This window comes from Hydrogenivirga sp. 128-5-R1-1, assembly GCF_000171895.1.
In genome coordinates this window covers 164,821-188,201 of sequence record NZ_ABHJ01000002.1, presented here as the reverse complement: position 1 = coordinate 188,201, position 23,381 = coordinate 164,821, and the positions used below count along the sequence as shown (strand labels likewise).

General features: G+C 52.5%; 25 protein-coding genes. 13 read left to right on the top strand and 12 right to left on the bottom strand.

The annotated features are described in order from the left end of the window. Position 1: 1 nt before the first annotated feature. Positions 2 to 868, bottom strand: coding sequence for a tyrosine-type recombinase/integrase (locus HG1285_RS14055; RefSeq protein WP_008286428.1), 867 nt, complete (start codon positions 866 to 868; stop codon positions 2 to 4). A 21-nt stretch (positions 869 to 889) separates the two neighbouring features. Between HG1285_RS14055 and mobB the strand changes: the two genes are divergently transcribed. From mobB to HG1285_RS14070, 3 genes are read left to right on the top strand one after another with little or no spacing between them, the layout of a single operon-like run. Continuing rightward, positions 890 to 1,318: a molybdopterin-guanine dinucleotide biosynthesis protein B gene (gene mobB, locus HG1285_RS14060; protein WP_008286427.1), complete on the top strand. Its 429-nt coding sequence runs from the start codon at positions 890 to 892 to the stop codon at positions 1,316 to 1,318. Continuing rightward, the gene (locus HG1285_RS14065) at positions 1,315 to 1,890 is read left to right on the top strand and encodes a hypothetical protein (protein WP_008286426.1); all 576 of its coding nucleotides are present in this window, start codon (positions 1,315 to 1,317) and stop codon (positions 1,888 to 1,890) included. Before mobB ends, HG1285_RS14065 begins: the two co-directional genes overlap by 4 nt. Continuing rightward, the gene (locus tag HG1285_RS14070) at positions 1,887 to 2,378 is read left to right on the top strand and encodes a DUF3467 domain-containing protein (RefSeq protein ID WP_008286425.1); all 492 of its coding nucleotides are present in this window, start codon (positions 1,887 to 1,889) and stop codon (positions 2,376 to 2,378) included. Before HG1285_RS14065 ends, HG1285_RS14070 begins: the two co-directional genes overlap by 4 nt. Here the strand turns inward: HG1285_RS14070 and HG1285_RS14075 are convergent. The 4 genes from HG1285_RS14075 to HG1285_RS14090 are packed head-to-tail and all read right to left on the bottom strand — an operon-like array spanning position 2,345 to position 6,396. Next, complete coding sequence (locus HG1285_RS14075) at positions 2,345 to 4,129, bottom strand: ATP-binding protein (RefSeq protein WP_008286424.1); 1,785 nt, start codon at positions 4,127 to 4,129, stop codon at positions 2,345 to 2,347. The genes HG1285_RS14070 and HG1285_RS14075 overlap by 34 nt on opposite strands. Then, positions 4,119 to 4,787, bottom strand: coding sequence for a phosphate signaling complex protein PhoU (gene phoU / locus HG1285_RS14080; protein WP_008286423.1), 669 nt, complete (start codon positions 4,785 to 4,787; stop codon positions 4,119 to 4,121). Before phoU ends, HG1285_RS14075 begins: the two co-directional genes overlap by 11 nt. Before the next feature lie 11 nt (positions 4,788 to 4,798). Continuing rightward, positions 4,799 to 5,446 carry a deoxyribose-phosphate aldolase gene (deoC, locus tag HG1285_RS14085; protein ID WP_008286422.1) on the bottom strand — a complete coding sequence of 216 codons (648 nt, stop codon included), beginning with the start codon at positions 5,444 to 5,446 and terminating at the stop codon, positions 4,799 to 4,801. Next, entirely contained in the window at positions 5,437 to 6,396 is a 960-nt protein-coding gene (locus HG1285_RS14090) for a nucleoside phosphorylase (protein WP_198005420.1), read from the bottom strand. The genes deoC and HG1285_RS14090 overlap by 10 nt, the downstream gene beginning before the upstream one ends. Positions 6,397 to 6,436: 40 nt before the next feature. Here HG1285_RS14090 and def point away from each other — a divergent pair, with 40 nt between their 5' ends. From def to HG1285_RS14105, 3 genes are read left to right on the top strand one after another with little or no spacing between them, the layout of a single operon-like run. Continuing rightward, positions 6,437 to 6,952, top strand: a complete 516-nt coding sequence (gene def, locus HG1285_RS14095; RefSeq protein ID WP_008286420.1) for a peptide deformylase — start codon at positions 6,437 to 6,439, stop codon at positions 6,950 to 6,952. A gap of 2 nt (positions 6,953 to 6,954) precedes the next feature. Continuing rightward, positions 6,955 to 7,911 carry a TIGR01212 family radical SAM protein gene (locus tag HG1285_RS14100; RefSeq protein WP_008286419.1) on the top strand — a complete coding sequence of 319 codons (957 nt, stop codon included), beginning with the start codon at positions 6,955 to 6,957 and terminating at the stop codon, positions 7,909 to 7,911. Positions 7,912 to 7,920: 9 nt separating this feature from the next. Further along, positions 7,921 to 9,108 (top strand): cation diffusion facilitator family transporter, encoded by a 1,188-nt coding sequence (locus tag HG1285_RS14105; protein WP_008286418.1) that lies wholly within the window; start codon positions 7,921 to 7,923, stop codon positions 9,106 to 9,108. On the opposite strand, the gene HG1285_RS14110 is transcribed toward HG1285_RS14105, so the two are convergent. From HG1285_RS14110 to HG1285_RS14125, 4 genes are read right to left on the bottom strand one after another with little or no spacing between them, the layout of a single operon-like run. Beyond that, positions 9,073 to 9,726 carry a DUF554 domain-containing protein gene (locus tag HG1285_RS14110; protein WP_008286417.1) on the bottom strand — a complete coding sequence of 218 codons (654 nt, stop codon included), beginning with the start codon at positions 9,724 to 9,726 and terminating at the stop codon, positions 9,073 to 9,075. The two genes, HG1285_RS14105 and HG1285_RS14110, sit on opposite strands and share 36 nt — an antisense overlap. 1 nt (position 9,727) lies before the next feature. Beyond that, positions 9,728 to 10,948 (bottom strand): glycosyltransferase, encoded by a 1,221-nt coding sequence (locus HG1285_RS14115; RefSeq protein ID WP_008286416.1) that lies wholly within the window; start codon positions 10,946 to 10,948, stop codon positions 9,728 to 9,730. Beyond that, positions 10,945 to 13,452 (bottom strand): CBS domain-containing protein, encoded by a 2,508-nt coding sequence (locus tag HG1285_RS14120; protein ID WP_008286415.1) that lies wholly within the window; start codon positions 13,450 to 13,452, stop codon positions 10,945 to 10,947. Before HG1285_RS14120 ends, HG1285_RS14115 begins: the two co-directional genes overlap by 4 nt. Positions 13,453 to 13,461: 9 nt before the next feature. Then, on the bottom strand, positions 13,462 to 13,821 hold the full coding sequence (locus HG1285_RS14125; protein WP_008286414.1) for a heavy metal-binding domain-containing protein: 360 nt from the start codon (positions 13,819 to 13,821) through the stop codon (positions 13,462 to 13,464). Positions 13,822 to 14,031: 210 nt separating this feature from the next. On the opposite strand from HG1285_RS14125, the gene HG1285_RS14130 reads away from it, so the two are divergent. The 4 genes from HG1285_RS14130 to HG1285_RS14145 all read left to right on the top strand — a co-directional run bounded on the left by HG1285_RS14130 (position 14,032) and on the right by HG1285_RS14145 (position 18,268). Beyond that, entirely contained in the window at positions 14,032 to 14,370 is a 339-nt protein-coding gene (locus HG1285_RS14130; protein ID WP_032496341.1) for a P-II family nitrogen regulator, read from the top strand. Positions 14,371 to 14,392: 22 nt separating this feature from the next. Next, positions 14,393 to 15,802, top strand: coding sequence for a type I glutamate--ammonia ligase (gene glnA / locus HG1285_RS14135; RefSeq protein WP_008286412.1), 1,410 nt, complete (start codon positions 14,393 to 14,395; stop codon positions 15,800 to 15,802). Between the two features lie 54 nt (positions 15,803 to 15,856). After that, positions 15,857 to 17,134 (top strand): ammonium transporter, encoded by a 1,278-nt coding sequence (locus HG1285_RS14140; RefSeq protein WP_008286411.1) that lies wholly within the window; start codon positions 15,857 to 15,859, stop codon positions 17,132 to 17,134. Positions 17,135 to 17,206: 72 nt separating this feature from the next. After that, positions 17,207 to 18,268 (top strand): outer membrane beta-barrel protein, encoded by a 1,062-nt coding sequence (locus HG1285_RS14145; protein ID WP_008286410.1) that lies wholly within the window; start codon positions 17,207 to 17,209, stop codon positions 18,266 to 18,268. 83 nt (positions 18,269 to 18,351) lie between these two features. Here HG1285_RS14145 and rpmA read toward each other — a convergent pair whose 3' ends face one another. Then, a complete protein-coding gene (gene rpmA / locus HG1285_RS14150; protein WP_008286409.1) occupies positions 18,352 to 18,642 on the bottom strand; it encodes a 50S ribosomal protein L27 in 291 nt (96 codons plus the stop codon). Positions 18,643 to 18,653: 11 nt separating this feature from the next. Beyond that, positions 18,654 to 18,947, bottom strand: coding sequence for a 50S ribosomal protein L21 (rplU, locus tag HG1285_RS14155; RefSeq protein ID WP_008286408.1), 294 nt, complete (start codon positions 18,945 to 18,947; stop codon positions 18,654 to 18,656). Between the two features lie 70 nt (positions 18,948 to 19,017). Here rplU and purL point away from each other — a divergent pair, with 70 nt between their 5' ends. From purL to HG1285_RS14170, 3 genes are read left to right on the top strand one after another with little or no spacing between them, the layout of a single operon-like run. After that, positions 19,018 to 21,246 carry a phosphoribosylformylglycinamidine synthase subunit PurL gene (gene purL / locus HG1285_RS14160; protein ID WP_008286407.1) on the top strand — a complete coding sequence of 743 codons (2,229 nt, stop codon included), beginning with the start codon at positions 19,018 to 19,020 and terminating at the stop codon, positions 21,244 to 21,246. Then, on the top strand, positions 21,216 to 21,686 hold the full coding sequence (lspA, locus tag HG1285_RS14165; protein ID WP_008286406.1) for a signal peptidase II: 471 nt from the start codon (positions 21,216 to 21,218) through the stop codon (positions 21,684 to 21,686). The genes purL and lspA overlap by 31 nt, the downstream gene beginning before the upstream one ends. A gap of 11 nt (positions 21,687 to 21,697) precedes the next feature. After that, the gene (locus HG1285_RS14170; protein WP_008286405.1) at positions 21,698 to 22,222 is read left to right on the top strand and encodes an archaemetzincin family Zn-dependent metalloprotease; all 525 of its coding nucleotides are present in this window, start codon (positions 21,698 to 21,700) and stop codon (positions 22,220 to 22,222) included. Here HG1285_RS14170 and HG1285_RS14175 read toward each other — a convergent pair. After that, positions 22,199 to 23,368, bottom strand: coding sequence for an MFS transporter (locus tag HG1285_RS14175; protein WP_008286404.1), 1,170 nt, complete (start codon positions 23,366 to 23,368; stop codon positions 22,199 to 22,201). The two genes, HG1285_RS14170 and HG1285_RS14175, sit on opposite strands and share 24 nt — an antisense overlap. Positions 23,369 to 23,381: the final 13 nt, after the last annotated feature.

Below are 23,381 nucleotides of genomic sequence, written 5' to 3'. Positions count from 1 at the left end.
CTCATCCGGATAGGAAGCTCTTCACGAGCTCCTCAGCCCTCCTCTGGCTGAACTTGTAGTAAGTTTCTATCGTGGTCTTTATGTTGGAGTGACCTGCGAACTCCTTAACTACCTCTACGGGAAAGCCGCTGTTAACGAGGTTGGTTATGTAGGTGTGCCTGAAGCTGTGGACGCTGAAGGGTATTCCGAGCCTCTTGGACAGCCTGTCGGTGTATACCTGAAGGACGCCCCTCTTGACCCTGAAGTTCTCCTCGTAGTTCTCTATCCACTTCAGTATCCTGTCCGTTATCCTGTAAGTTTCGTCTCTGTCCTGGGCGAGCACCGGCGCGAGCCTACCCTTGTTTCTCTTGGTCATGTGGGGCTCAAGCCTTATCCAGAGGATACCACTCTTGTCAAGATAGAAACTGCTCTTGTCAAGGTTTTCAAACTCTCCGAGCCTTATGCCGCTGTAAAGGAATAGGGAGTATATCTTCTCGTACCTCTTACCCTTTACGGCGTTGAATATGTTGTCCACCTCTTCTTTGGTGAGAGCCTTCGGATAGGTGGGTCTCTTCTTGGCGTTGAGCTCCTCCCTGAGCTCCTCTATAGCCTGCTCTATGTCTGTGAACCTGTCCCTGTCTATGTACTCTCTCCTGAGCAGGAACTTGAAGAAGTGCTTGAGGGCGGAAAGGTTTGCGAGGAGTGAAGTAGGTCCGAGGTCTGTGGAGTCCACGTACTTGAATATCTGGGCGGAGGACACCTTCAGAAGTTCCTCTTCTCCTATGTTCACCGTATCAATGAAGTTCTTTATATGCCTGACGTAAGCCTCCGTCGTTCTCTGGTTCTTGGTTCTCTCAAGATTTCTCTTCCAGAGCTCAAGAACCTCCATGGAATTCATAATAATAGAAGAATGAAAGTTATTGCAATCGTGGGGTATCACAACACAGGGAAGACAACACTCGCGGAGCGCCTGGTAGATATGCTCAAAGGCAAGGGGCTCAGGGTGGGCTACCTGAAACACGACCCCAAAGGACACGGCGAGACCGACAGGGAGGGCTCGGACACACACAGGCTCTTTGGAGTTGCGGACAGGGTTGCACTCCTTTCCCCGGACAGACTGACCCTCTGGGAGAGGCGCAGTGATGACCCCCTGGAGGTGGTGAGGGAATACTTCAGGGGCTTTGATGTCGTGATACTTGAAGGCTTTAAGTCCCTCAGAGGTATCCCGAAGGTCGCCTTAGGGAGCGTGGAGGCTGAGGACGTAGTCATGAGGGTTGAAGGAACGGAAGAGGCCGGACATATTATAGAATTACTTGAGAATATGGAGGACAACCTATGAGGGTTAGATGCCTTGAACACAGAGAGCTATGTCCCTTCTGCCACAGGATAGCCCTGACGGTATGCGAGTACTCGGAGCCCTACCCGAGGGTTGAGGCTACCTGCGAGTGCTGTGGGTACCGCTCCTACGACATACCGATGGAGCTAAACAGGGAAACTTTCTTCCAAATACTTGACAGACTCTCAAGGAAGGAGATAGGGGAGATATGCATAGACGACAGGTGTGGTTCAAGGGACATAATAAAGCTCCTTCAGGAGGGAAGGTACACCGAGTACAGGTGCCTTGAGTGCGGCGCCGAGTGGAACAGCGACGATATGCTGAAGGCTATAAAGAGGGTGAAGTCCGTTCAGAAGTACATAACGAACGGCTCAAGTCTGGTGGACGTCCTTAAGGCTGAGGAAGGAGAATGTCCCCTCTGCGGGTGGGACATAGGACACCTGCACGAGGGTTATGCGGTTGAGATAAAGTGTCCCATCTGTGGTTACCACAACGAGTTTAAAGAGGAGTTTCCCGAGAAGGAACCTCCACCTGAAGTGTGTGCCAAGTTTGAGAAGTCCGAGGAAGCTGGATGAAGAGTCCCTTCCAGGAACTCCACCGCTTTATGAACTGGAAGGAGAGATTCCTTAGGGACTATGAAAAGATAGAGAGCTCAGACCTTGAGCTCATAAGGGGTGAGGTTAGGGAGCTATTAGGTCAAGAACCCGATGAAAGGCTCCTTAAGGCTGTCCGCTCCATGTACGTCGGTGGTATGGAGCGCAGGGTGGAAGACCCTGAGATAAGAAGCTGGACTAACTGGGCTGCGGTGAAGACCTACAAGACCTTCAACGAGTTTCCTATACTTTCAGACCTTGAGCTCGCCTTCGTTTTCTATTCGGTGGGAAAGCTCTTCGTTCCTTTACTTATGCACGAGAGGGGTGTAAAGTCTGAGTCCTTCAAGAGGCTTTCCCGCGAAGAACAGGAGGAGGCGGTCTTTGAAGAGCTGGATACTATATGGGAGACACAATTGACACTTATACTTCAGGCTCTTCAATTCCTCGGTCTGAACTCTATCAAGAAGTGAGCCCCTTCATCGGAGGGTAAAGCCCTTATGCTCCACCCGTGGTCTTCCACTATCCTCTTGACCACCGCCATACCCAGCCCCATTCCCTTGGGATTGCTGGAGAAGTAAGGCATGAATATGTTCTCCGCCTCCTCCGGCGGTATGCCCTTGCCGTCGTCCACGTACTCAAGCCCGTCTTCCCCTATCCTTATCCTCACGTTCCTTGCCCCCCACTCTATACTGTTGTTTATGAGGTTGTAGAAGACCTCTTTGAGGAGAGAGGCGTCTCCCTTTACGACCTTGTCCCCTTCAACCTCTATGTTTATCCCTCCAGAGGCGTACAGCTTCCCTATGTCGGAGAGCAGCTCTGAGAGCCTCACTTCCCCGAGCCTTAGTTCCTTTGATGGGCTCAGGTGCTTGAACTGGTTTATCAGGTCGCTTATACGGTTTATCTCCCTAAGTATAAGCTGGGTAAGCTCCGTGAACTTCTCGCTATTGAACTCACCCCTCTCCGCGTATCTGGAAAGCCTCTCAAGGTTGAGCCTGATGGGTGTGAGGGGATTCTTTATCTCGTGGGCTATCCTCTTTACCGCCTCCTGCCAGGTCTTGAACCTCTCGGCTAACACTATGGAGCTAACGTCCTCAACGAGGTATAGGTCTCCCTCCTTGCTCTTTATATGCTCCAGCCTCAGATTCTTGTCCTCCCTTATCCTCCTAAGGGCTTCCTTCAGGTCTCCCTCTCCTCCGAACTGACTCCTGAAGGTTCTGTTTGAACGTGTCTCGCCCGTTGAGCTCACGAAGAGCACGCCCACGGGAAGGGCATCAAGCAACCTCCCCAGGAGGTCTCTCTCCCTCCTGAGCTCCTCGTATATCTTTTTGAGGTTGTCCTTCATCTTTATGAACGCCCTGGAGAGCTCCTCTATCTCGTCGCCGGTTTCCTCCTCTTCAACCTTGATGTCAAGGTTGCCCCTCGCTATCCTCATAGCCCTGTCGGAGAGCCGCTCTATCGGTTCGCTTATGTGTCGCGCCACGAGCATGCTCATCCATACGGTAGCGAGGAGGGTAAGCAGGGTCACGAACACTATGAAGAACACGAATATACCCGTTATTATGTCCCTCGTTTTTACGAACGCCCTCACGTCAAGGGCGAGCTCACCGAACTCCGAAACGTCCCTTATCAGCCTAAGGTCTTTGCTTACCACTACCTTATAGCTTGCATCTCCGGTGTTCACACAGAGGGTATAGTTGAACTCCCCCTCCGAGACATCAAAGTCGCAGCTGGGAACCCTTACCACGCTCTCTATATCCTTTATGCGGTTCAGCTCGTCAAAGAGCCCCGCCTCCAGGAGGGCATGGGCTATGCTCTTGAACCTCTCTACCCTCCTGAGCTCAGACTCGTAGAGGTTTCTGTAAACCCTCTCTGCCGAAGAGGAAAGGGCACGGGTCTTTGAGCTAAGGTAGGTCTTGGTTGATTGCAGGACGACGACTATTGACACCACGTTGAGTAGGAGGAGAGGTATGAACAGATACAGAAACAGTATGTTGGCGAGCTTCCTGCGGAGTATGTTCCTCCTCTTCCCCAGGTAAACCTTTATGAGCTTTCTGAGGATTATGGAGGTTATCAGCACGAGGGCGAGCAGGTCTATGTTGATGGCGAGGAGAAGTATGTAGTAGTTAGCGTAGGGCAGGTTCTTAAGGTTGTTGATGAAGGCTACGTTTATGGCTACGAAGGCTAAGAGGAGGGAGAGACCTATTAAAAGCTTACGCTTCACCTTCTTCTTTTATCCTGTGGTGTTTTATCAGCTCGCCCTCAGCCCAGTATATTGCCATCTCGGCGATGTTTTCGGCGTGGTCGGCTATCCTCTCAAAGTGTCTCGCAACGAAGGAAAGGTGTATGACCCTCTTTATGTTCCTTGGGTCTTCCATCACGTAGGTTATGAGCTCCCTCTCAAGCTGGTGATAAAGCTCGTCTATCATGTCGTCCTTCTCTATTATCTTCTTGGCGAGCATAGTGTCTCTCTGGAGGAAGCTTATCACGCTGTCGTTCACCATGTCCTTGACCGCCTCTGCCATCAGCGTTAGGTTCACGTAGGGTTTCAGGGGCGGTTCCTGGGCGAGGAATATTGAGCGCTCGGCTATGTTCTCAGCCTCGTCCCCCATCCTCTCCAAGTCCGAGACTATCTTGTATATGCCCATAACGAGCCTCAGGTCTGAGGCTTCCGGCTGGTACAGGGCTATCATCCTTATACACCTTCTCTCTATGTCCACCTCAAGGGAGTCTATCTCGTCGTCTCCCTTTATTATCTCCTCGGCGAGCTCAACGTTCTGCTCGTTGAGAGACCTTATCGCCTTGTCTATGGCTTCCTGGACGAGCCTCGCCATCTTTACGACGAGTTCCTTTGCCTCTTCAAGCTCCTCTAAAAACTTCATGGCTAAATAATTTAAGCCTCCTGGCTCTCTTTGTAAATCTCAAGACCTCTGCTGGTACCGAGCCTATCCGCTCCCGCCTCAATCATAGCGAGGGCGTCCTTCAGACTTCTTATACCTCCTGCAGCTTTAACCTTTATCCTGCCCCCGGCGGCTTCCTTCAGAAGTCTCACGTCCTCAAGGGTTGCTCCCCCCTCTGCAAAGCCCGTTGAGGTCTTCACAAAGTCCGCCTCTGCCTCAATACAAACTTCAACAGCCTTCAGCTTCTCCTCCCTGCTCAGATAACAGGTCTCAATAATTGCCTTCAGAACTACTCCTGTCTCCCTCTTTACAGCCTTTAACTCCTCCTCAACGTATCTGTATTTGCCGGACTTGAAGGCTGATATGTTCATCACGATGTCTATCTCTTCAGCTCCGTCGTCCACAGCCCTGACTGCCTCGTGCACCTTGACCTCTTTGACGTTAAGCCCCAGGGGAAACCCCGCGACAGAGCACACCACTATCCTGTCTCCACCCACCTCCTTGGCAAGCTTCACGTGGTACGGATTCACACACACTGCGTAAAAGCCTATCTCCGCCGACCTTATGACGAACTCCTCAACCTCTTTCTCGCTCACGTTGGGTTTGAGCAGTGAGTTGTCTATCAGCTTTCTCACGTCCATTCCCTTAGCCTCCTGAGGGCGTTTAGAGCTACCCTTGACGCCTCCTTAACCTTCTCCTGATAGTTCACTAGGAACTTCTCCTCGGGTCTCTTGTCTATCGTGGGACAGACCACGCCCGCTCTGTGACCCAGAGGGTAGAGGAAGTGGAGCAGGAAGCTCGCCTCCATCTCCATGTTTTCAAACCTGAGCCCCTCTATGCCTGTATCGGTTCTGGAGAGCCTGACGTCTATGTCGGGGACTGTGGGCGGTATCCTTGAGACAGACCTGCCCTGGTTCGCGAAGAAGCCAGAGTTTGACACCGTGACACCCCTCTTGAAGTTTACCCCGAGCTCCTCAGCCGACTCAGTCAGAGCCCTTACAACATCGGGATGTGCCTTTGAAGCGTAGGGACTTATACGACCCTTGAACCTTGAATTCTCAGATATAACGCCCTCAAGGGCGTCCTTCACAACACCTTCAAGCTTTACGCACCTCTCGTCCGGGGGCGGAGCGTCGTAAAACAGTCCCGTGTTGTCAAGCCCAACTGCGTACTCGGTTATAACAAGAGTGCCGAGCTCCGTATCCTTTTGGAGTCCACCCGAGGTGCCCACCCTTATCACGTTCAGCGTGGGAAACTCCTCCTTCCTCTCCATGCTCTGGAAGTCTATCTCGTGGAGTGCCACGATCTCGTTTATGACTATCTCAAGGGAAGGGGTACCCATGCCAGACGTGGTTATGGAGACCCTCTGCCCCCAGTCCGTATATCCCGTGACCGTTCTCAGCCCCCTGTGTTCCTTGTTTACGTCTATCCCCCTCAGAAAGTTCCGGGCTATGAAGGTTACCCTGTGCGGGTCTCCGACGATTATTATGTCCGGTGCGAGCTCTCCCGGGGACAGGTTCAGGTGATACACCTTGTCGTTGATTATAGGAAGGTCGGGAGGGTGGAAGGGCTGCTCCCTCATACTACGCATTATAATCCTAAGAGACTAAATTATTTCGTGAGGAGTTGCGATGGTAAGGGAGATAGTCACCTATCCGGCTGAGGTTTTGAAGAAGCCTACCCTTGAGGTTTCCGACATAGACAGGGAGGTGAAGAGTTTAATAAAGGACATGTTTGACACCATGTACAATGCGGAGGGCGTTGGGCTCGCAGCCAACCAGATAGGAGTTCCCCTTAGCGTCATGGTTATAGACACCACGCCCAAGGAGGACGTCCCAGACCTGAAGCTCGTTCTCATAAACCCGGAGGTTATAGCGTCCGAAGGCAAGCAGAAGTATAAGGAGGGGTGCCTATCCTTCCCCGGGCTGAGCGTTGAGGTAGAGAGAGCCAAGAGGGTGAAGGTGAGGGCTCTGAACGAACACGGAGAACCCGTTGAGGTGGTGCTTGAGGACTTTCCGGCGATAGTATTTCAGCACGAGCTTGACCACCTGAAGGGCATAACCTTCATAGACAGGCTCAAGGGTTGGAGGAGAAGGCTCGCCCTTGAGAAGTACAGAAAGCTCCAGAAGGAGGCTGAGAGAGTATAGACATGGGCACACGGACTAAACCCTTCCTATCACTCAAAGACTACTTTCTGGATAAGTACGGGAAGCGCGTCCAGAAGATAACCGTTGCCCTTCCCTTCACGTGCCCTAACAGGGACGGTAGCAAGGCTAAGGGAGGGTGTACCTTCTGTCACGACGGCTCAAAGCCGTCCATGCTGAGCCCCTCCGTTCCCCTGGAGACCCAGATAGAGGAGGGTATGGAGAGGGCAAAGAGGAAGTACGGCGAGGATATACTCTTCTTCGTCTACTACCAGTCCTATACCAACACCTACGCGGACATAAACACCCTTCGCAGGGTCTACGATACAGCCCTCGGCTTTGAGGGGGTCGTCGGTATAGACGTGGGGACGAGACCCGACTGCGCTCCCGAGGAGGTGCTTGACTTACTCACAGGCTATGCCGAAAGGGGTCTTGAGGTGTGGGTTGAGTTCGGTCTCCAGTCAGCCAACTTTGAGACCCTGAAGAGTATAAACAGGGCTCACGGCGTTTCGGACTTCGTGGACGCGGTTTTAAGGGCAAAGAAGAGACCCCTCAAGGTCTGTGCCCACATGATAGTGGGTCTGCCTGGCGAGGGTAGGGAAGACATTATAGAGACCGCCAAGCTCCTTGCGGCTCTGCCCGTAGACGGGGTTAAGATTCACCCATTGCACGTTATAAGAGGAACTGTGATGGCACTCCAGTACGAGAGAGGAGAGTTCAGTCCACTCTCCCTTGAAGAGTATGTTGAGCTGTGCAGTGAGGTTATAGAGATACTCCCTCCGAAGGTGGTAGTCCACAGAATTACAGGTGAGGTGGATGAAAGTCTCCTCCTGGCACCGGATTACTGCAAGCCCTCCATGAAGAACAGGGTCATAGGGGAGGTGTTCAGGAGGCTTGAAGAGAGAGGGGGCTACCAGGGGGCGAAGACGTCTCTATACCTGAACAGGTCTGCATCTCTTTAAGCTCTTAAGATGAAAAAGGAACACTGGGCGCTCGTTTCACTCCTCCTGAACCTGATTCAGTCTGCCCTCAAGTTCATTGCTGGTCTTATGACGGGAAGCCTATCTCTCATAGGCGAGGCTCTGCACTCCCTCTCCGATGCCACAGCCTCCGTTATAGCTTACGTCTCCATAAAGTTTTCCGAGAAGAAGCATGAGCGCTTTCCTTACGGGCTGTACAAGCTTGAGAACATAGGGGCGATAGTTATAGCCTTCTTTCTCGTCGTTGCCGCCTACGAGATAGCCCACAGGGCTCTGACGGGCAGAGTGGAGATAGACAGGGACGCTCTCCCCGTGGGTATAGGGGTTGTCCTTTTCTCCCTCATTAGTTCCATAACCCTCTCCTTCTTGGAGAGGAGGGCTGGCAAGAAGTTGAACTCACCTACGCTCATAGCGGACTCTTACCACACCCTAACCGACGCCTTCGGTTCCTTCCTCGTGCTGCTCAGCCTCAGCGCCGCTTACGTTGGCTACAACTACGACAGGTACTTTGCCCTTGCGGTCGTAGCCCTGATACTCTACACAGCCTTCGGGCTTCTGAAGGAGCAGGTGGGGGCGATACTTGACATATCTGCCGATGAGGAAACGGTGGAGCGTATAAGGGACATAATCCTGAGTTTCCCCGAGGTGGAGAGCGTGAAGAGACTCCTTGTCAGGAGTGCGGGAGGTAAGCTCTTCATAGATGCGGAGATACTCCTGAGACCCGGCAGCTTCATGAGGAGCCACGCCATAGCGGACGAGATAGAGAGGAGGATAGCCAGGGAAATAGACAACGTTGAGATGGTCTTTATCCACTACGAGCCTGCCAAAGAGGAGAAACTGCGTATAGCCATATTCTCCGGTAACGGTGAGGCTCTCTGCAGGGACTTTTCAAATGTAAAGAAGATGTTCCTCTTTGAGGAGAGGAGCGGCAAGCCTAAGATTAAAGAGATAGAAGTGAAATCGGAGGAGGACGTGGCGAGGTTGCTCGTCAGGGAGGGAGTGGACATAGTTATATGCGGTCACCACCCCGAGAGTGCAAGGGCTAAGTGGATACTCCACAAGAACGGCGTGTTCGTCTGGGAGACCGACAAGGAGAACATATATGAAGCCCTCTCGGAGGTCTCCAGACTGAAGCTTGATGGCTCAGATAAAGAGCGAGGCAACGAGGGGAACGAGTAGGTTTACGCTCTTCACATCTTTGAGGAGACCCCACAGCTTGAAGGCTATCACCACCATTACGCCTCCTCCTATGAACAGGCTGTTCGCCATCGCCTGAGGGTCAAGGAACTCTCCAAAGAAGAAAGCGAGCAGCGTTATTCCTCCCTGGAAGAGGAGAACGAAGAGGGCTGAGAAGGCTACACCCTTGCCGAGGGAGGAGGCGAGTATTATTGAGGAGAAGCCGTCCATGGTGGCTTTTGAGAGGATGAGGGAACTGTCTCCTTTAGTCCCTTCAAGTATGCACCCCAGCAGGGTCATAGGACCTACGGTGAATAGGACGGAGGACGTGACGAAGGCGTTCGTAAAGTCCTTTCCAGTGTCCGAGAGCTCTTCTATCTTTCCCTCTATGTTCAGGAGGTAACCCACGGCCGTTCCTATGAGCAGGATAAAGAACACCTTCAAAGTCTCTGGCTTGTTCTCTACTAGGAGTTTAACTCCCAAGATGAGGGTGAATAGTCCTATGCCGTGGATAACACCCTCTCTCAGCTTTGGGTTTATGAAGCGGGCACCCTTGAGCCCAAAGAAACTCCCCAGGAGGACGAAGACTACGTTGACGAGAGTCCCGAAGCCCGGGAACATGTCAGCTCTTCTTCTCTTCCTCTGTCTGCGTCTGCTGGGCTTCCGCCTGAGCCATTATGTCTTTCATTAGGTTGTATATAAACTCTCCTCTGTCGTCCACCCTGTAACGGCTTACCACCGCGTTGTTAGCCTTCTCCCCTATGCCCTTGGCTTCTTCAAGGTTCTCAAGGTAGTAAAGTATCTTCTCCTCAACGTCAGCCCTGTCAAGGGGCATGTAGGTTATGACCTCCTCGCCGGGGGTCAGAAAGCCCGGAAGCGTTCCGCGAAAGTCAATCATGGGTGCGCTGCCCATAGCTGAGACCTCAAGGGGCGTAAAGCCTATGCCGGAGGGAACCGTATGGGGAAAGCTCATTATAGTTATGTAAGACCTGCCGTATATTTCAAGGAGCTCCTCGTAGGAGTTTACCTTAAGCTGTTCGTGGTCTTCCCTAAGCTCCCCTTGGAACTCACCCACTATCTTGAGGTTCAGCCCGTCCAAGAAGTTCACGAGATACCACCTCTTCCTCATGGTGGCGTATATGGATATATCGTTCAGCATCCTGAGGAAGGCTTCACCGTTCTGCTCCCTCCACTGGGTAAACTCCTGCTGTATCTGGGGGTTGAAAATACCCAGTATGTAGTTGAAGGCTGTAAGCACGTGAACTTCAGGGTTCCTGAACATGAACTCACCCGTCTCTATGAAGAGCGGGAATATGTTCTCGGGGATGTTCTGCCTGACGGAGTTAACGACTATCTCTGGGTTTATCACGGGACCTAAGAAGGCTACCTCTATGTCCCGCTCTTCCGCGGGCTTCGGAAAGAGGGAGAAGTTCAGGAAGGGCGTTATGTAGCTTATGTTCTCAACGCCGAGGAACCTCAGACTGTCAACGTACTTTATGTCCGTCACGAGGGCTATCAAGTTCCTGTGGCTCTCAACTCCGTGTATGTTGGGGAAGTGCAGGAGAGGATCCTCGGTAAAGACGGAGAGATGAACGAAGCCGAAGATGTCGTATATGGGAACCTTCTTTCCCTCCTGCTCACCTATTATTATCCCCGTAGCGTTCACGTCCATGGTGAAGGCGGGTCTGAATTCGTTAAGCTCCTCCACAGCCTTCTGGACGTTCTGGGGGTCAAGCTCTATCTCCTTAAGCTCCACACCCCTGTTCTTCAGGTAATCAAATAGGGCGTCCAGGTGTTTGAGACTTCCCTGCAGCTCTCCGACTTTGAAGAAGGCGAGTTTCATGACCTTTCCATTATAAAGGATTTCTCCTCGTCCATTATCCTCTCCTTGAGCCTCTCTATCTCCTCGCCGAGCTCCCTGCCCTCAAGACCTTTACTCTTAAGTTGAGAGACCGCCTCCGGCGGTGCTTTAACGAACCTCAGCCTCTCAAGGAAGAGCTTGACCTTGTCCTGAACGTCCCTGCAGGTCATAAGTATCAGCAGGAGCGATATGTGAACCCCCTTCAGAGCCCTGTAAACCTCCGAGTTCCTCTCAGCCCTTTGGAGTTTGTCTTTGAGTGCGTTCAGGGAGGTGTAGAGGCTCTCCATGCTCTCCCTCACCCATGAAGGTGCTGAGACCTCCTGCAGAAACCTCTCGCTGACCTCCGGCTTGACCGTTGAGAGGATCACCATCAGGAAGACCCAGCCGTAGTCCACCCTTTCCGAGGGAAACTCAAGGGAGTGCCAGTCGGTCACCTTTTTAAGGTTTATGAGCCTATCCTCAAGGTTCTGAGTCCATCTGAAGCCCTTTATCACGTGCTCCAGAACCTTGAACTTCCTGTAAAGGGAGAGTATCTCCAGGAGTCTGTCCTCCCTCAGGGCGAGCCTTATCTCGTTCATGATCCTTCCTCTGGGAGCCTCTTCAAGTAGACCCAGGTTTACAGCCTGTTTGAGTAGCCTCTCCGTGCTCTTGGATAGCTTGAACCCGAGCCTGCCTGCAAACCTGAGCGCCCTGAGTATCCTGACAGGGTCTTCTATGAAGCTGACCGGGTGCAGAACCCTGACTATCTTGTCCTTGAGGTCTCTGATACCTCCGAAGTAGTCAATTAGTGTGCCCATGTCTTCGGGGTTCACAGATATAGCCATGGCGTTTATTGTGAAGTCCCTCCTCACGAGGTCTTCTTTAAGGGAAGCCTTCTCCACCTTAGGGTAGGCGCCCGGCCTCGGGTAGGTCTCCCTCCTTGCGGTGGCGAACTCAAGCTTCAGACTACCAACCTTAACATGGGCTGTCCCGAACTCCGGAAAGGGGTGAGGCTGAACGCCGTGTTCCCTTGCGAGCTCCTCGGCAACTCTTATGGCGTCTCCCTCTATTACGAAGTCAAGGTCCCACACGTCCTTTCCCAGCAGTATGTCCCTGACCACACCTCCAACTATATAAGCCCTGTAACCCAGCCTGTTGGCTATGATCCCCACCTCAGTAGATATCTCCTCTATGTTCTTGGGTATCCTTATCCTCTTGTGGAGGGCTTTAGCCTCGCCCAGGTCTTCCTTCATCCTGTGGAGTATGTCAAGCCTTGTGACAACCCCGACCACAGTTCCTCCGTCCACCACGGGTATCAACTTCTGACCGAACTTTGTGAGTATCTCCTCAGCCTCCCACACCGGGGAGTCAGGCGAGAGGGTAGTGAAGTCCTTGTTAACGAACTCACCCACAGGCTCCTCTGGATACAGGCGGGAGAGCTTCAGAAGGCTCTTCTTGGAGACTATGCCTATCAGGTTTCCCTCCCTGTCTATGACGGGGGCATTTGCAAAGCCTCTCTCGGACAGCTCCAGCAGGGCGTCCCGCACCGATAAGTGCTCCGAGAGCATGAAGGGGGGAGAGCTCATTATGTCCCCCACCCTGAGCTTTGGAGGTTTTAAACCCTTCAGGTAACCTATGAGTAAGTTTTTAACCCTCTCTGCGGATACGTTTTCAAGCTTTGTGGCTCCCGCTTCCGGATGCCCCCCACCCCCGAAGTGGGAGAGAACTTTCCCCGCATCTATGTCCTTTGTCTGGGAACGCCCGAACACGTAGGTCTTTCCTTCAGCCTCTATTATCACGAAGAAGGCATCGGCCTCCTTCAGGTCTTTCACTTCATACAGGAGGGCGTTTATGTCCGGCTCATATTTCTCAAGAACAGCTGTAGCTATGACTATTTCCCTGTCCTCTATGAAGAGCTTCTCTATTGAAGAGAGGATCCTCCTGACTATGTCTATCTGCTCCTTGGTGAAAGCCTCAAGCATGTACTTCCTTATGCTCTTCAGGTCTGCACCCATGGACAATAGCCATGATGCCGCCTTTAGGTCTCTATCGGTGGTTCCTTCGTAGGTGAAGTTTCCCGTGTCCTCGTATATGCCGAGGGCTATCACGGTAGCCTCCTCGGGGGAGAGCTCTATGTTTCTCTCAATCAACTCTTCAACCACGAGGGTGGTAGCCGCGCCCACCCTGTCCACCTTTCCCTCAAACTCCTTAACATCACCCTCCGGGTGGTGGTCGTAAACTACGACACCTTCCACCCTGTCCTTGGGGATGCTCTCTGGAAAATGTCTCGTATCCGTAAGGACAAGGGTGAAACGTTCAGGCAGGTCATCCGTTGTCCTGAAGAGGTGTCTGAAGTCTCTGAACACCTCGCCCGCCCTCTTTGAAAGGTATCTCGGTGTTAGAAGACACGAGTCCGGAGAGAGCCTCTGGAGGGCTAAGGCTGCCGAGAGGGCGTCCAAGTCGGCACCGTCGCTCAGAACTATGACCTTGCTACATTCCTGTCCCACCCTATAAATTTAAACCCTCACGGCAAGTCCCCGGGCGATTATCTTCGTGTGAACTGCGTACTCCTTGCTCTCTATCCTGAGCTCCAGGATTGCGTTCGCTCCCACCTCCCGGGCTCTGTCCATGAGCTTCTGTATTGCCGACTGTTCACCCATGGAGGCGTACACCTCGTCCCCTTCGCTGGGTATGGTTACCACGCCCTCCACGTAACCGAAGATCCTCTGAACCTCGTACCCAGGTATGGACTTTGAGTAGGTAACTATGATGTTGTCCTCTACCGACGGATCACCGCTCCTCTCCGCCCTGTGCCTGAGCAGAGAGGCTGTTATGAACGCCACGAGAAATACCCCAAGAGAGACCTCAAACCACATGTGAGAAACCTCCCCAAATTTATCTTTTCATCCTTATTATAATCCCCCGTCCCTCCGAGGGAAGTGTTTACAACTTTACAATTTTGTGAACAATTTTACCTGAGATCGGAAGGCTGTATCCTGACCTCGGTCGTAAAATCTATGTTTAAGGGGCGTTTTTGATTTTTGGCACGCTCCTTGCACTATAACGGAGCAGAGGAGGAAGGCAAGATGAAGAAGATTGAGGCTATCATTAAACCCTTCAAGTTGGACGAGGTCAAGGACGCCCTCGTGGAGATAGGCATCGGGGGTATGACAGTGACCGAGGTAAAGGGCTTCGGTCAGCAGAAGGGTCACACCGAGATCTACAGGGGCACGGAGTACGTTATTGACTTCCTGCCCAAAGTCAAGATTGAAGTGGTGGTCAAGGACGAGGACGTGGAGAAGGTTCTTGACACCATCGTCAAGACAGCCCAGACGGGAAGGGTGGGCGACGGAAAGATATTCGTCCTCCCCGTTGAAGAGGTCGTCCGTATAAGGACGGGTGAGAAGGGTGAAACAGCTATTTAAAAACCTATAAGGAGGTGCAGGCATGCCGAAGTATTCACCGCAGGAGGTTTTAAGCCTCATTGAACAGGAAGGAGTCCAGTACGTTGATCTGAGGTTCTCAGATCCCTTTGGTCAGTGGCAGCACCTGACCATACCCGCCTACGAGCTTTCCGAAGACACCTTTGAGAACGGAAGAGGATTTGACGGATCTTCCATAAGGGGTTGGCAGTCCATAAACGAGTCCGACATGCTCGCAAAGCCCGATCCCAACACCGCTTTTATAGATCCCTTCATAGAGACCAAGACCCTCGTGATGATATGTGACATCTACGACCCCGTTACCGGAGAGAGGTACGGAAGGGACTCCAGATACATAGCTCAGAAGGCTGAGCAGTATCTCAAGCAGACGGGTATAGGCGATACCGCCTACTTCGGTCCCGAGGCGGAGTTCTTCATACTTGACTCCATAGAGTACGGAACCTCCGCCAACTACTCCTTCTGGAGGGTGGACTCCGAAGAGGGCTGGTGGAACAGAGAGCTGACTTCCACCGGCTACAAGATACCCCACAAGAGGGGATACTTCCCCGCACCCCCCATGGACAAGACCATGGAGATCAGGAACGAGATGGTCTCCATACTCTCCGAGCTGGGAGTGACCGTTGAGCTCCACCACCACGAGGTCGCAACCGCCGGACAGGCTGAGATAGACATCAGGTACGACTCCCTCGTAAGCCAGTCCGACAAGCTCTTCCTTTACAAGTACATCGTCAGAAACGTGGCAGCCAAGCACGGCAAGTTCGCCACCTTCATGGCTAAGGTTCTTCCCAACGACAACGGTTCCGGAATGCACACCCACTTCTCCATCTGGAAGGGAGACGAACCTCTCTTCGCAGGATCCGGATACGCAGGTCTTTCAGAGACCGCTCTCTACGCCATAGGCGGAATACTCAAGCACGCAAGGGCTATAGTCGCCCTCACCAACCCCACCATAAACTCCTACCACAGGCTCGTTCCCGGATTTGAGGCACCCGTAAGGCTCGCCTACTCCGCAAGGAACAGATCTGCCGCCATCAGGATACCCATGTACTCCCAGTCTCCCAAGGCAAAGAGGATAGAGGTTAGGTTCCCCGACGCCACATCCAACCCGTACCTCGCCTTCAGCGCCATACTTATGGCTGCAATAGACGGAATAGAGAACAAGATTGACCCCGGAGAGCCCTTTGACAAAGACATCTACTCCCTACCTCCCGAAGAGCTTGAGGGAATACCCCAGCTCCCCGGATCACTTGAGGAGGCTATAAACGAGCTGGAGAAGGACTACGAGTTCCTCCTAAAGGGCGGAGTCTTCACAGAGGAGTTCCTCCAGCTCTGGATAGAGACCAAGAGGGACGAGATAGACCAGCTCAGGTTTACCCCTCACCCTCTGGAGTTTGAGCTTTACTTTGACATTTAAGTTTTTAAGCACCCCGCCTTCGGCGGGGTCATTTTTATAAAGGAGGGAAAAGAGATGAGGCGCGCATCCCTTTGGGCATTACTGCCTTTACTTACGGTAGCCGTTCCTGCCTTTGCAGGAGAGGCTAAGCTTGACACGGGTAATACAGCCTGGATGCTCATGGCTTCCGCACTGGTTGTATTCATGACCGTTCCCGGACTGGCGCTCTTTTACGGCGGTCTGGACAAGAGCAAGAGCATCCTCAACACCATAGCCATGTCCTTCGTTGCCTTCGGTATAGTCACGATAACCTGGCTTGCCGTGGGTTACTCCATAGCCTACGGTGACGACCTGGGTCAGTTCATGGGCAACCCCTTTCAGTACCTCTTCGGTAAGGGGATAACGGGTATAAACGCCGATACGGGCTACCCCGCTCTCCTTGACCTGATGTTCCAGCTAACCTTTGCCACAATAACCACCGCTCTGGTCAGCGGTTCTCTCGTTGGAAGGATGAAGTTCTCCGCATGGATCATATTCTGTGTGCTCTGGAGCATAGTGGTTTATCCGCCCATAGCCCACTGGGTCTGGGGTGGAGGATTTCTCAGCAATCACGGAGCCCTTGACTTCGCCGGCGGAACGGTTGTCCACATAAACGCCGGTATAGCGGGTCTGGTTGCCGCTCTTATACTGGGCAAGAGGAAGGAGCCCCAGCTCATTCCCAACAACGTTCCCCTGGTTGCCCTCGGAGCGGGTATCCTCTGGTTCGGTTGGTTCGGATTCAACGCAGGTTCCGCCCTCGCAGCGGACACCATAGCCGTCTACGCTATGCTCAACACCACCGTAGCGACCTCCGCTGCGATGCTGGCGTGGATGTTCGTGGAGTGGATGTCAGCAGGGAAACCCACCGTGGTGGGTATATCCTCTGGAATAATAGCAGGTCTCGTTGCCATAACTCCCGCGGCAGGCTTCGTCAATCCTGTGGGAGCCATATTCGTGGGCGCCATAGCTTCCATATTCGCCTACTTCGCCGTTGCCAAGCTGAAGGCGGCGCTCGGGTACGACGATGCCCTTGACGTCTTCGGAATACACGGAGTCGCAGGTATAGTTGGTGCGATACTGACGGGTGTGTTCGCCGACCCCGCTGTAAACGAGAGCGCTGGACTCCTCTACGGGAATCCCAAACAGCTTCTCATACAGCTGGAAGGTGTGATAGTTACCCTTGTTTACTCGGGAATACTCACAGCCATTATAGTGCTGGTGGCTAAAGCGCTCACCGGTCTGAGGGTTAAAGAAGGTGACGAGATTGAAGGACTTGACAGCTCCCAGCACGGTGAGAGTGCTTACAACCTTTAAAAGCTCAAGGAGGGAGGCTCAGTCCTCCGCTCCGCTTTTCTCTTTTTGAAAAACACTAAGGAGGTGTTGGTTATGAAGAAGAAGATACTGCTTACCGCTGTTCTGGCTTTTGCCGGAAGCTCCCTCGCTCAGGAGAAGACCCTGAGCCTCAAGATATCTCAACCCATGGAGCTGTACGGTGCAATTACGGGAGGATACTTTTATACCACCAATGAGGGTAACAGGGACTCCCAGGATGCTTTTAGACTGACCAATGTGGTTGTTGGTCTTTCGGGAGGAGGTGACAAGGTTAGCTTTGACCTTGCAGTTGGTACACTCCTTGCCCCCTCTGTATGGGATGGCGGAGTGAACAACAGTATGATCTCCTATACCAATGGAAGCTCAGTTAGCAACGAGGCAGGAATACTTTGGGGGTATGTCACCTTGTCTCCTATGAATAGGATATCCGTTGACGTAGGTTACCTCACAACCAACGTGGGTGCTGAAGTCATAAATACGTATGCTAACAAGAATATAACTTTGGGAGCTGTTTGGTACGCCCAGCCTGTCATATATCCTGGTGTAAGGGTAAACTTTCAGCTAAATGAAGATATAAGTCTGTACGCTGAGTACAATAACGATGCCATAAGCCCTAGGGCAGAAGCTTACGCTGTTGGTTCGCTTGGTTCCTTGGCTGGTATAGATTATGCTTTAACCTACTATGACTACACCGGCTTCAAAAACTTTATAGATGTGGTGCTTGGGTATTCTCTTGGAACACTTGAGATAGGTCTTAACTTAGACTATCAGTGGTTGGATAGTTCCGCCAAATCCTCGGGGCAGGACGACACAGCTTACGGCTTGGCTGTATTCATAACTCCGTCCTTTAAAGACATATCTGTTCCTGTTAGGTTTGAGTACTTTGATGAAGGTACGAGCGGTATATACTTCACCCCTGACTTTAACGGAGATGGAACCCCTGATGCATACGCTGAGAAGGGATTCTCCTTCACAGTTACGCCAACCTATAAGCCGACCGAGAATTCCTTTGTAAGAGCTGAACTTTCGTACGTGTCCGCAGACAACAAAGTTTTCAAGAATGGAAATGAGGACAACAAAACCACCGTCGCCGTTGAGCTCGGATTTACGTTCTGAGCCCTGCACCCATTGTGCCCTTTGCCCCCTCTCGGGGGCTTTTTTATTAGACGTAAGGGATTAACGGGAAGGGAAATAGAGTTTTAATTGGCTTTTCCGTTTCCGTTCAGAGATTCCCACTCCTCAGGGGTGAGGACACTGACCGTCTTCTTATTCCTTCTCTTCTCAAAGTGGACGTATCCGTCTGTGAGTGCGAAGAGGGTGAAGTCGGAACCCAGACCAACGTTCTTGCCGGGGTATATCTTGGTTCCCCTCTGCCTGACGAGTATGTTTCCTGCCTTTACAAACTGACCACCGTATCTCTTAACTCCGAGCCTTTTAGAATGACTATCCCTTCCGTTCCTCGTAGAGCCACCACTCGCTTTAGATGCCATACTAAAACCTCCTACTTTATATCTTTAATTAATATCTCGGTGAAGGGTTGTCTATGACCCTTCCACCTCTTGTAGTTCTCCTTAGGCTTGTACTTAAATACGGTCACCTTCTTACCGAGCCCGTGGGACACCACCTCTGCGACTACCTTTCCCTTGTAGAACTCCACGCTTCCGTCGTCCTTCCTTACCATCAGAGGCTCTAACTCAACGGTGGAGCCCTCTTTGGCATCTATCTTCTCTATCCTGAGCCTCATTCCAGGCTCTACCCTGTACTGTTTGCCACCCGTCTTTATCACGGCGTACATGGATTACCTCCTTATGGCTTAGCGGAGTGAATAGTATAGCACAAAAACAAGGTGATAAAATAAAGCTTCCATGGAAAAGCTCTGGGAAGCACACGGTCTATCGGAGGAAGAGTACAGGAAGATAGTGTCCTACCTCGGAAGGGAGCCCAACAACGTTGAGCTGGGTGTTCTGGGTGCCCTCTGGTCTGAGCATTGCTCCTACAAGTCCTCAAGGAAGGTTCTGAGGAAGTTCCCCAACAAGGCGGACTGGGTGGTTCAGGGACCGGGGGAGAATGCGGGCGTCGTGGAAGTGGACGAGAACGTCTGGGTAGCCTTCAAGGTGGAGAGCCACAATCACCCCTCCTTCATAGAGCCTTTCAACGGAGCCGCTACGGGTGTGGGCGGGATAATAAGGGATGTACTCTCCATGGGAGCCAGACCTATAGCCTTAGCGGACTCCCTCCGCTTCGGTGAGCTTACAGACCAGCGCACGCGCTTTCTCGTAAGAGGGGTTGTGAAGGGTATAAGCTCTTACGGAAACTCCATAGGTGTACCCACAGTGGCAGGGGAGACATTCTTTGAGGACTCCTACAGGACTAACCCCCTTGTAAACGCCTTCTGCCTCGGGGTAATGCCTGCGGGCAGGATGTTCCGCGCCAAGGCTACGAAAACCGGACAGCTCCTCTTTCTGATCGGCTCTTCAACCGGAAGAGACGGGATACACGGTGCGGTTATGGCTTCCGGGGAGTTCGGTGAGGACGCCGAGGAGAAGAGACCCAACGTTCAGGTTGGAGACCCCTACTTCGGCAAGAAGCTGATAGAGGCGGTTCTGGAGGCTGTGGAGAGAGGACTGCTCGTGGGCATGCAGGATTTGGGAGCTGCTGGTCTTGCGGGTTCAGCGTCCGAGCTTGCGAGTAAGTCCGGTATGGGCGTTGAGATTTACCTGGACAGGGTTCCCCTCAGAGAGGAGGGCATGAATCCTTACGAGATACTCCTCTCAGAGAGTCAGGAGAGGATGCTCCTGATAATAGAGGAGGAGAACTTAAAGCACCTTGAGGAGCTCGCCAACAGGTATCACCTGAGTTACGGTGTCGTCGGGAAGACTACCGAAGACAAGAAGTTCAGGGCTCTCTTCGGAGACGAGCTCGTTGCAGAGCTACCGGTCAGCCTGATAGTGGATGAGGCACCCCTATACGAGAGACCCATAAAGGAGCCTTCCTACATAAAAGAGCTCAGAAGTTTTGAACAGAACCTCCTGCCGGAGGTTGACATAAAAGACTCACTCCTGAAACTCCTTTCATCACCCAACCTGTGTTCAAAGGCGTGGGTTTACAGCCAGTACGACTATCAGGTTGGAACCAACACGATCGTCAAGCCCGGAGGGGATGCCGCCCTCCTAAGGCTGAAGTGGGTTGAGAGACCGGAGCTCAACTCAAAGCGGGGCATAGCCATATCCGCCGAGGGAAACGGCAGGCTCGTATTCCTTGACCCTTACGAAGGAGGTAAGTACGTGGTCGCCGAAGCCTGCCGGAACGTTGCCTGTACCGGAGCGAAACCTCTCGCCATAACGGACTGCCTGAACTTCGGCAACCCGGAGAGACCGGAGATAATGTGGCAGTTCGTCAGAGCTGTGGAGGGTATGGCTGAAGCCTGCGAAGCCCTCAACGTCCCCGTGGTGAGTGGAAACGTATCACTCTACAACGAGACCATTGAGAAGGATAAGGTAAGGAACGTTTATCCCACCCCGGTGATTGTCTGTGTAGGAGTCCTTGAAAACGCCGAACGGTTCGTGGACGTGTATTACCCCTCCACGGCAGAGCTTCTCCTTATAGGAGACCTGAACAGGCGTTCCCTTATAGACGGCAGCGAGTACCTGAAGGTTGTTCACGGAGTTGTCAAGGGAGGCGTCCCGGCGGTTGACCTTGCGAAGGAGAAAACCCTCATTGATACACTCGTGGAGCTCGTTAGGGAAGACCTGATAGAGTCTGCCCACGATGTATCCTCTGGAGGACTTCTGATAAACATACTGGAGAGCCTCTTCGTGAGCAGGTGCGGGGCTGAACTTGAGCTCTACTCCGACGAGAGGGCAGACCTGTTCCTGTTTTCAGAGATGCCAACCCGCGTGGTCGTCAGCGTAGACCCCTCAAAGTCAGACCAGCTGAAGGACTTCATAGAGGGCAGAGGACTTGACTGGATGTACATAGGCAGGGTGGTTTCCGACAGAACGCTCAGGGTGAACTACAACGGAGAGTTGCTGCTCCAGGAAGAGGTTGAAAAGCTCAAGGAGGTGTGGGAAAGATCCTTAGAGGAAGCACTCTGATATACATATACACCCTCACGGGTGTCCTTCTGATAGACCTCTTTACTAAAGAGCTTGCGGAGAGGTTTCTCTCAGAGAGGAGTTACGATCTTTTCCCCTTCCTGAAGCTGTTTCTCATATACAACAAAGGGGCTGCCTTCGGTATGTTTGCCGACACGCCCGACTGGTTCCGCATACCCCTACTGCTCCTGACACCCCTCGTGGCGTTCGTGGTCACCTACATATACTCCCGCAGGGACGGTAATCCTGCGCTCGCGCTTCTCATGGGTATGATAGCCGGGGGAGCCCTGGGCAACCTCTACGACAGGCTCTTTATAGGCAAGGTGAGGGACTTTATACACCTCCACGTGGGCGAGCACTACTGGCCAGCCTTCAACTTCGCCGACGCATCTATCACCACAGCCATAGTGCTCCTGATAATAGGTCAGCTGAGAAGGTAATATTTATAAGCATGGGTTTCATATACATAACCTCCTTCGGAGGTGTGGAGAACAGGCTTCAGATAGCCTCGGCGAGGAACATAAAGGACGTGTTCGGAATTGAGGTAAGGCTCTCCTCCGTACCCTTTCCCCCCAAGCTGGGCTTTGACCCCGTCAGGGGACAGTTCCATGCAGGAGCCATACTCTCCTACCTGAAAGGCTTTTCCTTCCCTGAGATGGTCAAGATGCTGGCACTGGTTGAGTTTGACCTCTACGAGGAGGGTCTCAACTTCGTCTTCGGTGAGGCTGAGCTGGGCGGTAGAAACGCTGTGGTCAGCGTGTACAGGCTGAGGCACCCCAACGAGAGGATCACCTTTGAGAGAACCTTTAAAGAGGTCAACCACGAGCTCGGTCACACCTTCGGGCTGACCCACTGCACCGATGCAAGGTGTGTGATGAGCTTCTCTAACTCCCTTGCGGACGTTGACAGGAAGGGAAGGGATTTCTGTGATAACTGCAGGGAGAAGCTTGAATCAGCCCTTGCTCTCTACCGATAGGAACCAGCGTGCTACGAGTGCAAACCACAGGACGGACACCAAGAGGTTAAAGGCAAGCATGTAGACCACGCCAAACTTGAGGAACACACCACCGAGCGCTCCCCCCAAGAAAGCCCCTATGAACTGGGAGGTGTTGTAAACTCCAACCGCTATACCCCTCGTGTCCCTGTGGGAGAGCTTGGTCAGAAGGGAGGGCATTATGGGCTCTAAAAGGTGAAAGCCCACAAAGTAGAGGAGCAGTAGCATCACCACTCCCACGAAGCTTCCTACGAGCAGGTGGCTCGCGAAACCTAGACAAATTAGCAGTATCCCGCTCAGGAAAACCTCCTTCACCTTCCCCTTCTTCTCTGCGAGGATGGTTGAGGGAACCATTATGGCTATGGACACCAGTATTATTGGCAAGTAGAGCTTCCAGTGGTCTGGCTTCGGGAAGCCGTATCTGTGTATGAGCTCTATGGGGACGATCGTAAAGATGGAAACGAGGAGGGCATGCAGGACTCCCACGGAGATGTTAAGCATTAATTGAGCCCTGTCCCTTATGACCATGCCCACGTTCTTTATAGAAGGCTCTATCTCCTTGTGGTGTTTCTCTGGCTCCTTTATGAAAAGGATTATGTAGAGCATAGCCACCGCCGAGAGGAAGGCGGTCATGTAAAAGATGAAGGGAACGCCGAACTTCCCTGCAAGTATAGGAGCCACCGTTATGCTGAAGGCGAACACCATGCCGACAGAAGCACCTATGTGGGCGAATGCCCTTGTCCTGACCTCTTCCCTTATGAGGTCTGCCGCTAAGGATACGGCGGCCGAGGATATGGCTCCACCTCCCTGGATCAACCTCGCCACTATCATGCTCCACACGTTGGTCGCCAGTCCCCCCATGATACTACCGAGTATGTAGGCGATGAAGCCTGCGGTTATAACTGGTTTCCTTCCAAACCTGTCGGATAAGTAACCGAAGGGAATCTGGAGAACCGCCTGAGTTAGACCGTATATACCCACCGCCATACCAGTGAGTATGGGTGTGCTGCCCTCAAGGTTCTTGACGTATGGTGCCAGAACCGGTAGAAGAAGAAAAAGACCGAGCATACGTGCGACGACAGCAAAGGTTATACCGGCGAGGGTTTTTTTCTCCTGGGGGGTAAACATGTGAAAGTATTAT

Excerpts from the sequence above, each read along its gene's own strand:
- HG1285_RS14055 (WP_008286428.1), bottom strand. The coding sequence starts at position 868 with ATGGAGGTTCTTGAGCTCTGGAAGAGAAATCTTGAGAGAACCAAGAAC.
- mobB (WP_008286427.1), top strand. The coding sequence starts at position 890 with ATGAAAGTTATTGCAATCGTGGGGTATCACAACACAGGGAAGACAACA.
- HG1285_RS14065 (WP_008286426.1), top strand. The coding sequence starts at position 1,315 with ATGAGGGTTAGATGCCTTGAACACAGAGAGCTATGTCCCTTCTGCCAC.
- HG1285_RS14070 (WP_008286425.1), top strand. The coding sequence starts at position 1,887 with ATGAAGAGTCCCTTCCAGGAACTCCACCGCTTTATGAACTGGAAGGAG.
- phoU (WP_008286423.1), bottom strand. The coding sequence starts at position 4,787 with ATGAAGTTTTTAGAGGAGCTTGAAGAGGCAAAGGAACTCGTCGTAAAG.
- deoC (WP_008286422.1), bottom strand. The coding sequence starts at position 5,446 with ATGGACGTGAGAAAGCTGATAGACAACTCACTGCTCAAACCCAACGTG.
- HG1285_RS14090 (WP_198005420.1), bottom strand. The coding sequence starts at position 6,396 with ATGCGTAGTATGAGGGAGCAGCCCTTCCACCCTCCCGACCTTCCTATA.
- def (WP_008286420.1), top strand. The coding sequence starts at position 6,437 with ATGGTAAGGGAGATAGTCACCTATCCGGCTGAGGTTTTGAAGAAGCCT.
- HG1285_RS14100 (WP_008286419.1), top strand. The coding sequence starts at position 6,955 with ATGGGCACACGGACTAAACCCTTCCTATCACTCAAAGACTACTTTCTG.
- HG1285_RS14105 (WP_008286418.1), top strand. The coding sequence starts at position 7,921 with ATGAAAAAGGAACACTGGGCGCTCGTTTCACTCCTCCTGAACCTGATT.
- HG1285_RS14110 (WP_008286417.1), bottom strand. The coding sequence starts at position 9,726 with ATGTTCCCGGGCTTCGGGACTCTCGTCAACGTAGTCTTCGTCCTCCTG.
- HG1285_RS14115 (WP_008286416.1), bottom strand. The coding sequence starts at position 10,948 with ATGAAACTCGCCTTCTTCAAAGTCGGAGAGCTGCAGGGAAGTCTCAAA.
- HG1285_RS14125 (WP_008286414.1), bottom strand. The coding sequence starts at position 13,821 with ATGTGGTTTGAGGTCTCTCTTGGGGTATTTCTCGTGGCGTTCATAACA.
- HG1285_RS14130 (WP_032496341.1), top strand. The coding sequence starts at position 14,032 with ATGAAGAAGATTGAGGCTATCATTAAACCCTTCAAGTTGGACGAGGTC.
- glnA (WP_008286412.1), top strand. The coding sequence starts at position 14,393 with ATGCCGAAGTATTCACCGCAGGAGGTTTTAAGCCTCATTGAACAGGAA.
- HG1285_RS14140 (WP_008286411.1), top strand. The coding sequence starts at position 15,857 with ATGAGGCGCGCATCCCTTTGGGCATTACTGCCTTTACTTACGGTAGCC.
- HG1285_RS14145 (WP_008286410.1), top strand. The coding sequence starts at position 17,207 with ATGAAGAAGAAGATACTGCTTACCGCTGTTCTGGCTTTTGCCGGAAGC.
- rpmA (WP_008286409.1), bottom strand. The coding sequence starts at position 18,642 with ATGGCATCTAAAGCGAGTGGTGGCTCTACGAGGAACGGAAGGGATAGT.
- rplU (WP_008286408.1), bottom strand. The coding sequence starts at position 18,947 with ATGTACGCCGTGATAAAGACGGGTGGCAAACAGTACAGGGTAGAGCCT.
- purL (WP_008286407.1), top strand. The coding sequence starts at position 19,018 with ATGGAAAAGCTCTGGGAAGCACACGGTCTATCGGAGGAAGAGTACAGG.
- HG1285_RS14170 (WP_008286405.1), top strand. The coding sequence starts at position 21,698 with ATGGGTTTCATATACATAACCTCCTTCGGAGGTGTGGAGAACAGGCTT.
- HG1285_RS14175 (WP_008286404.1), bottom strand. The coding sequence starts at position 23,368 with ATGTTTACCCCCCAGGAGAAAAAAACCCTCGCCGGTATAACCTTTGCT.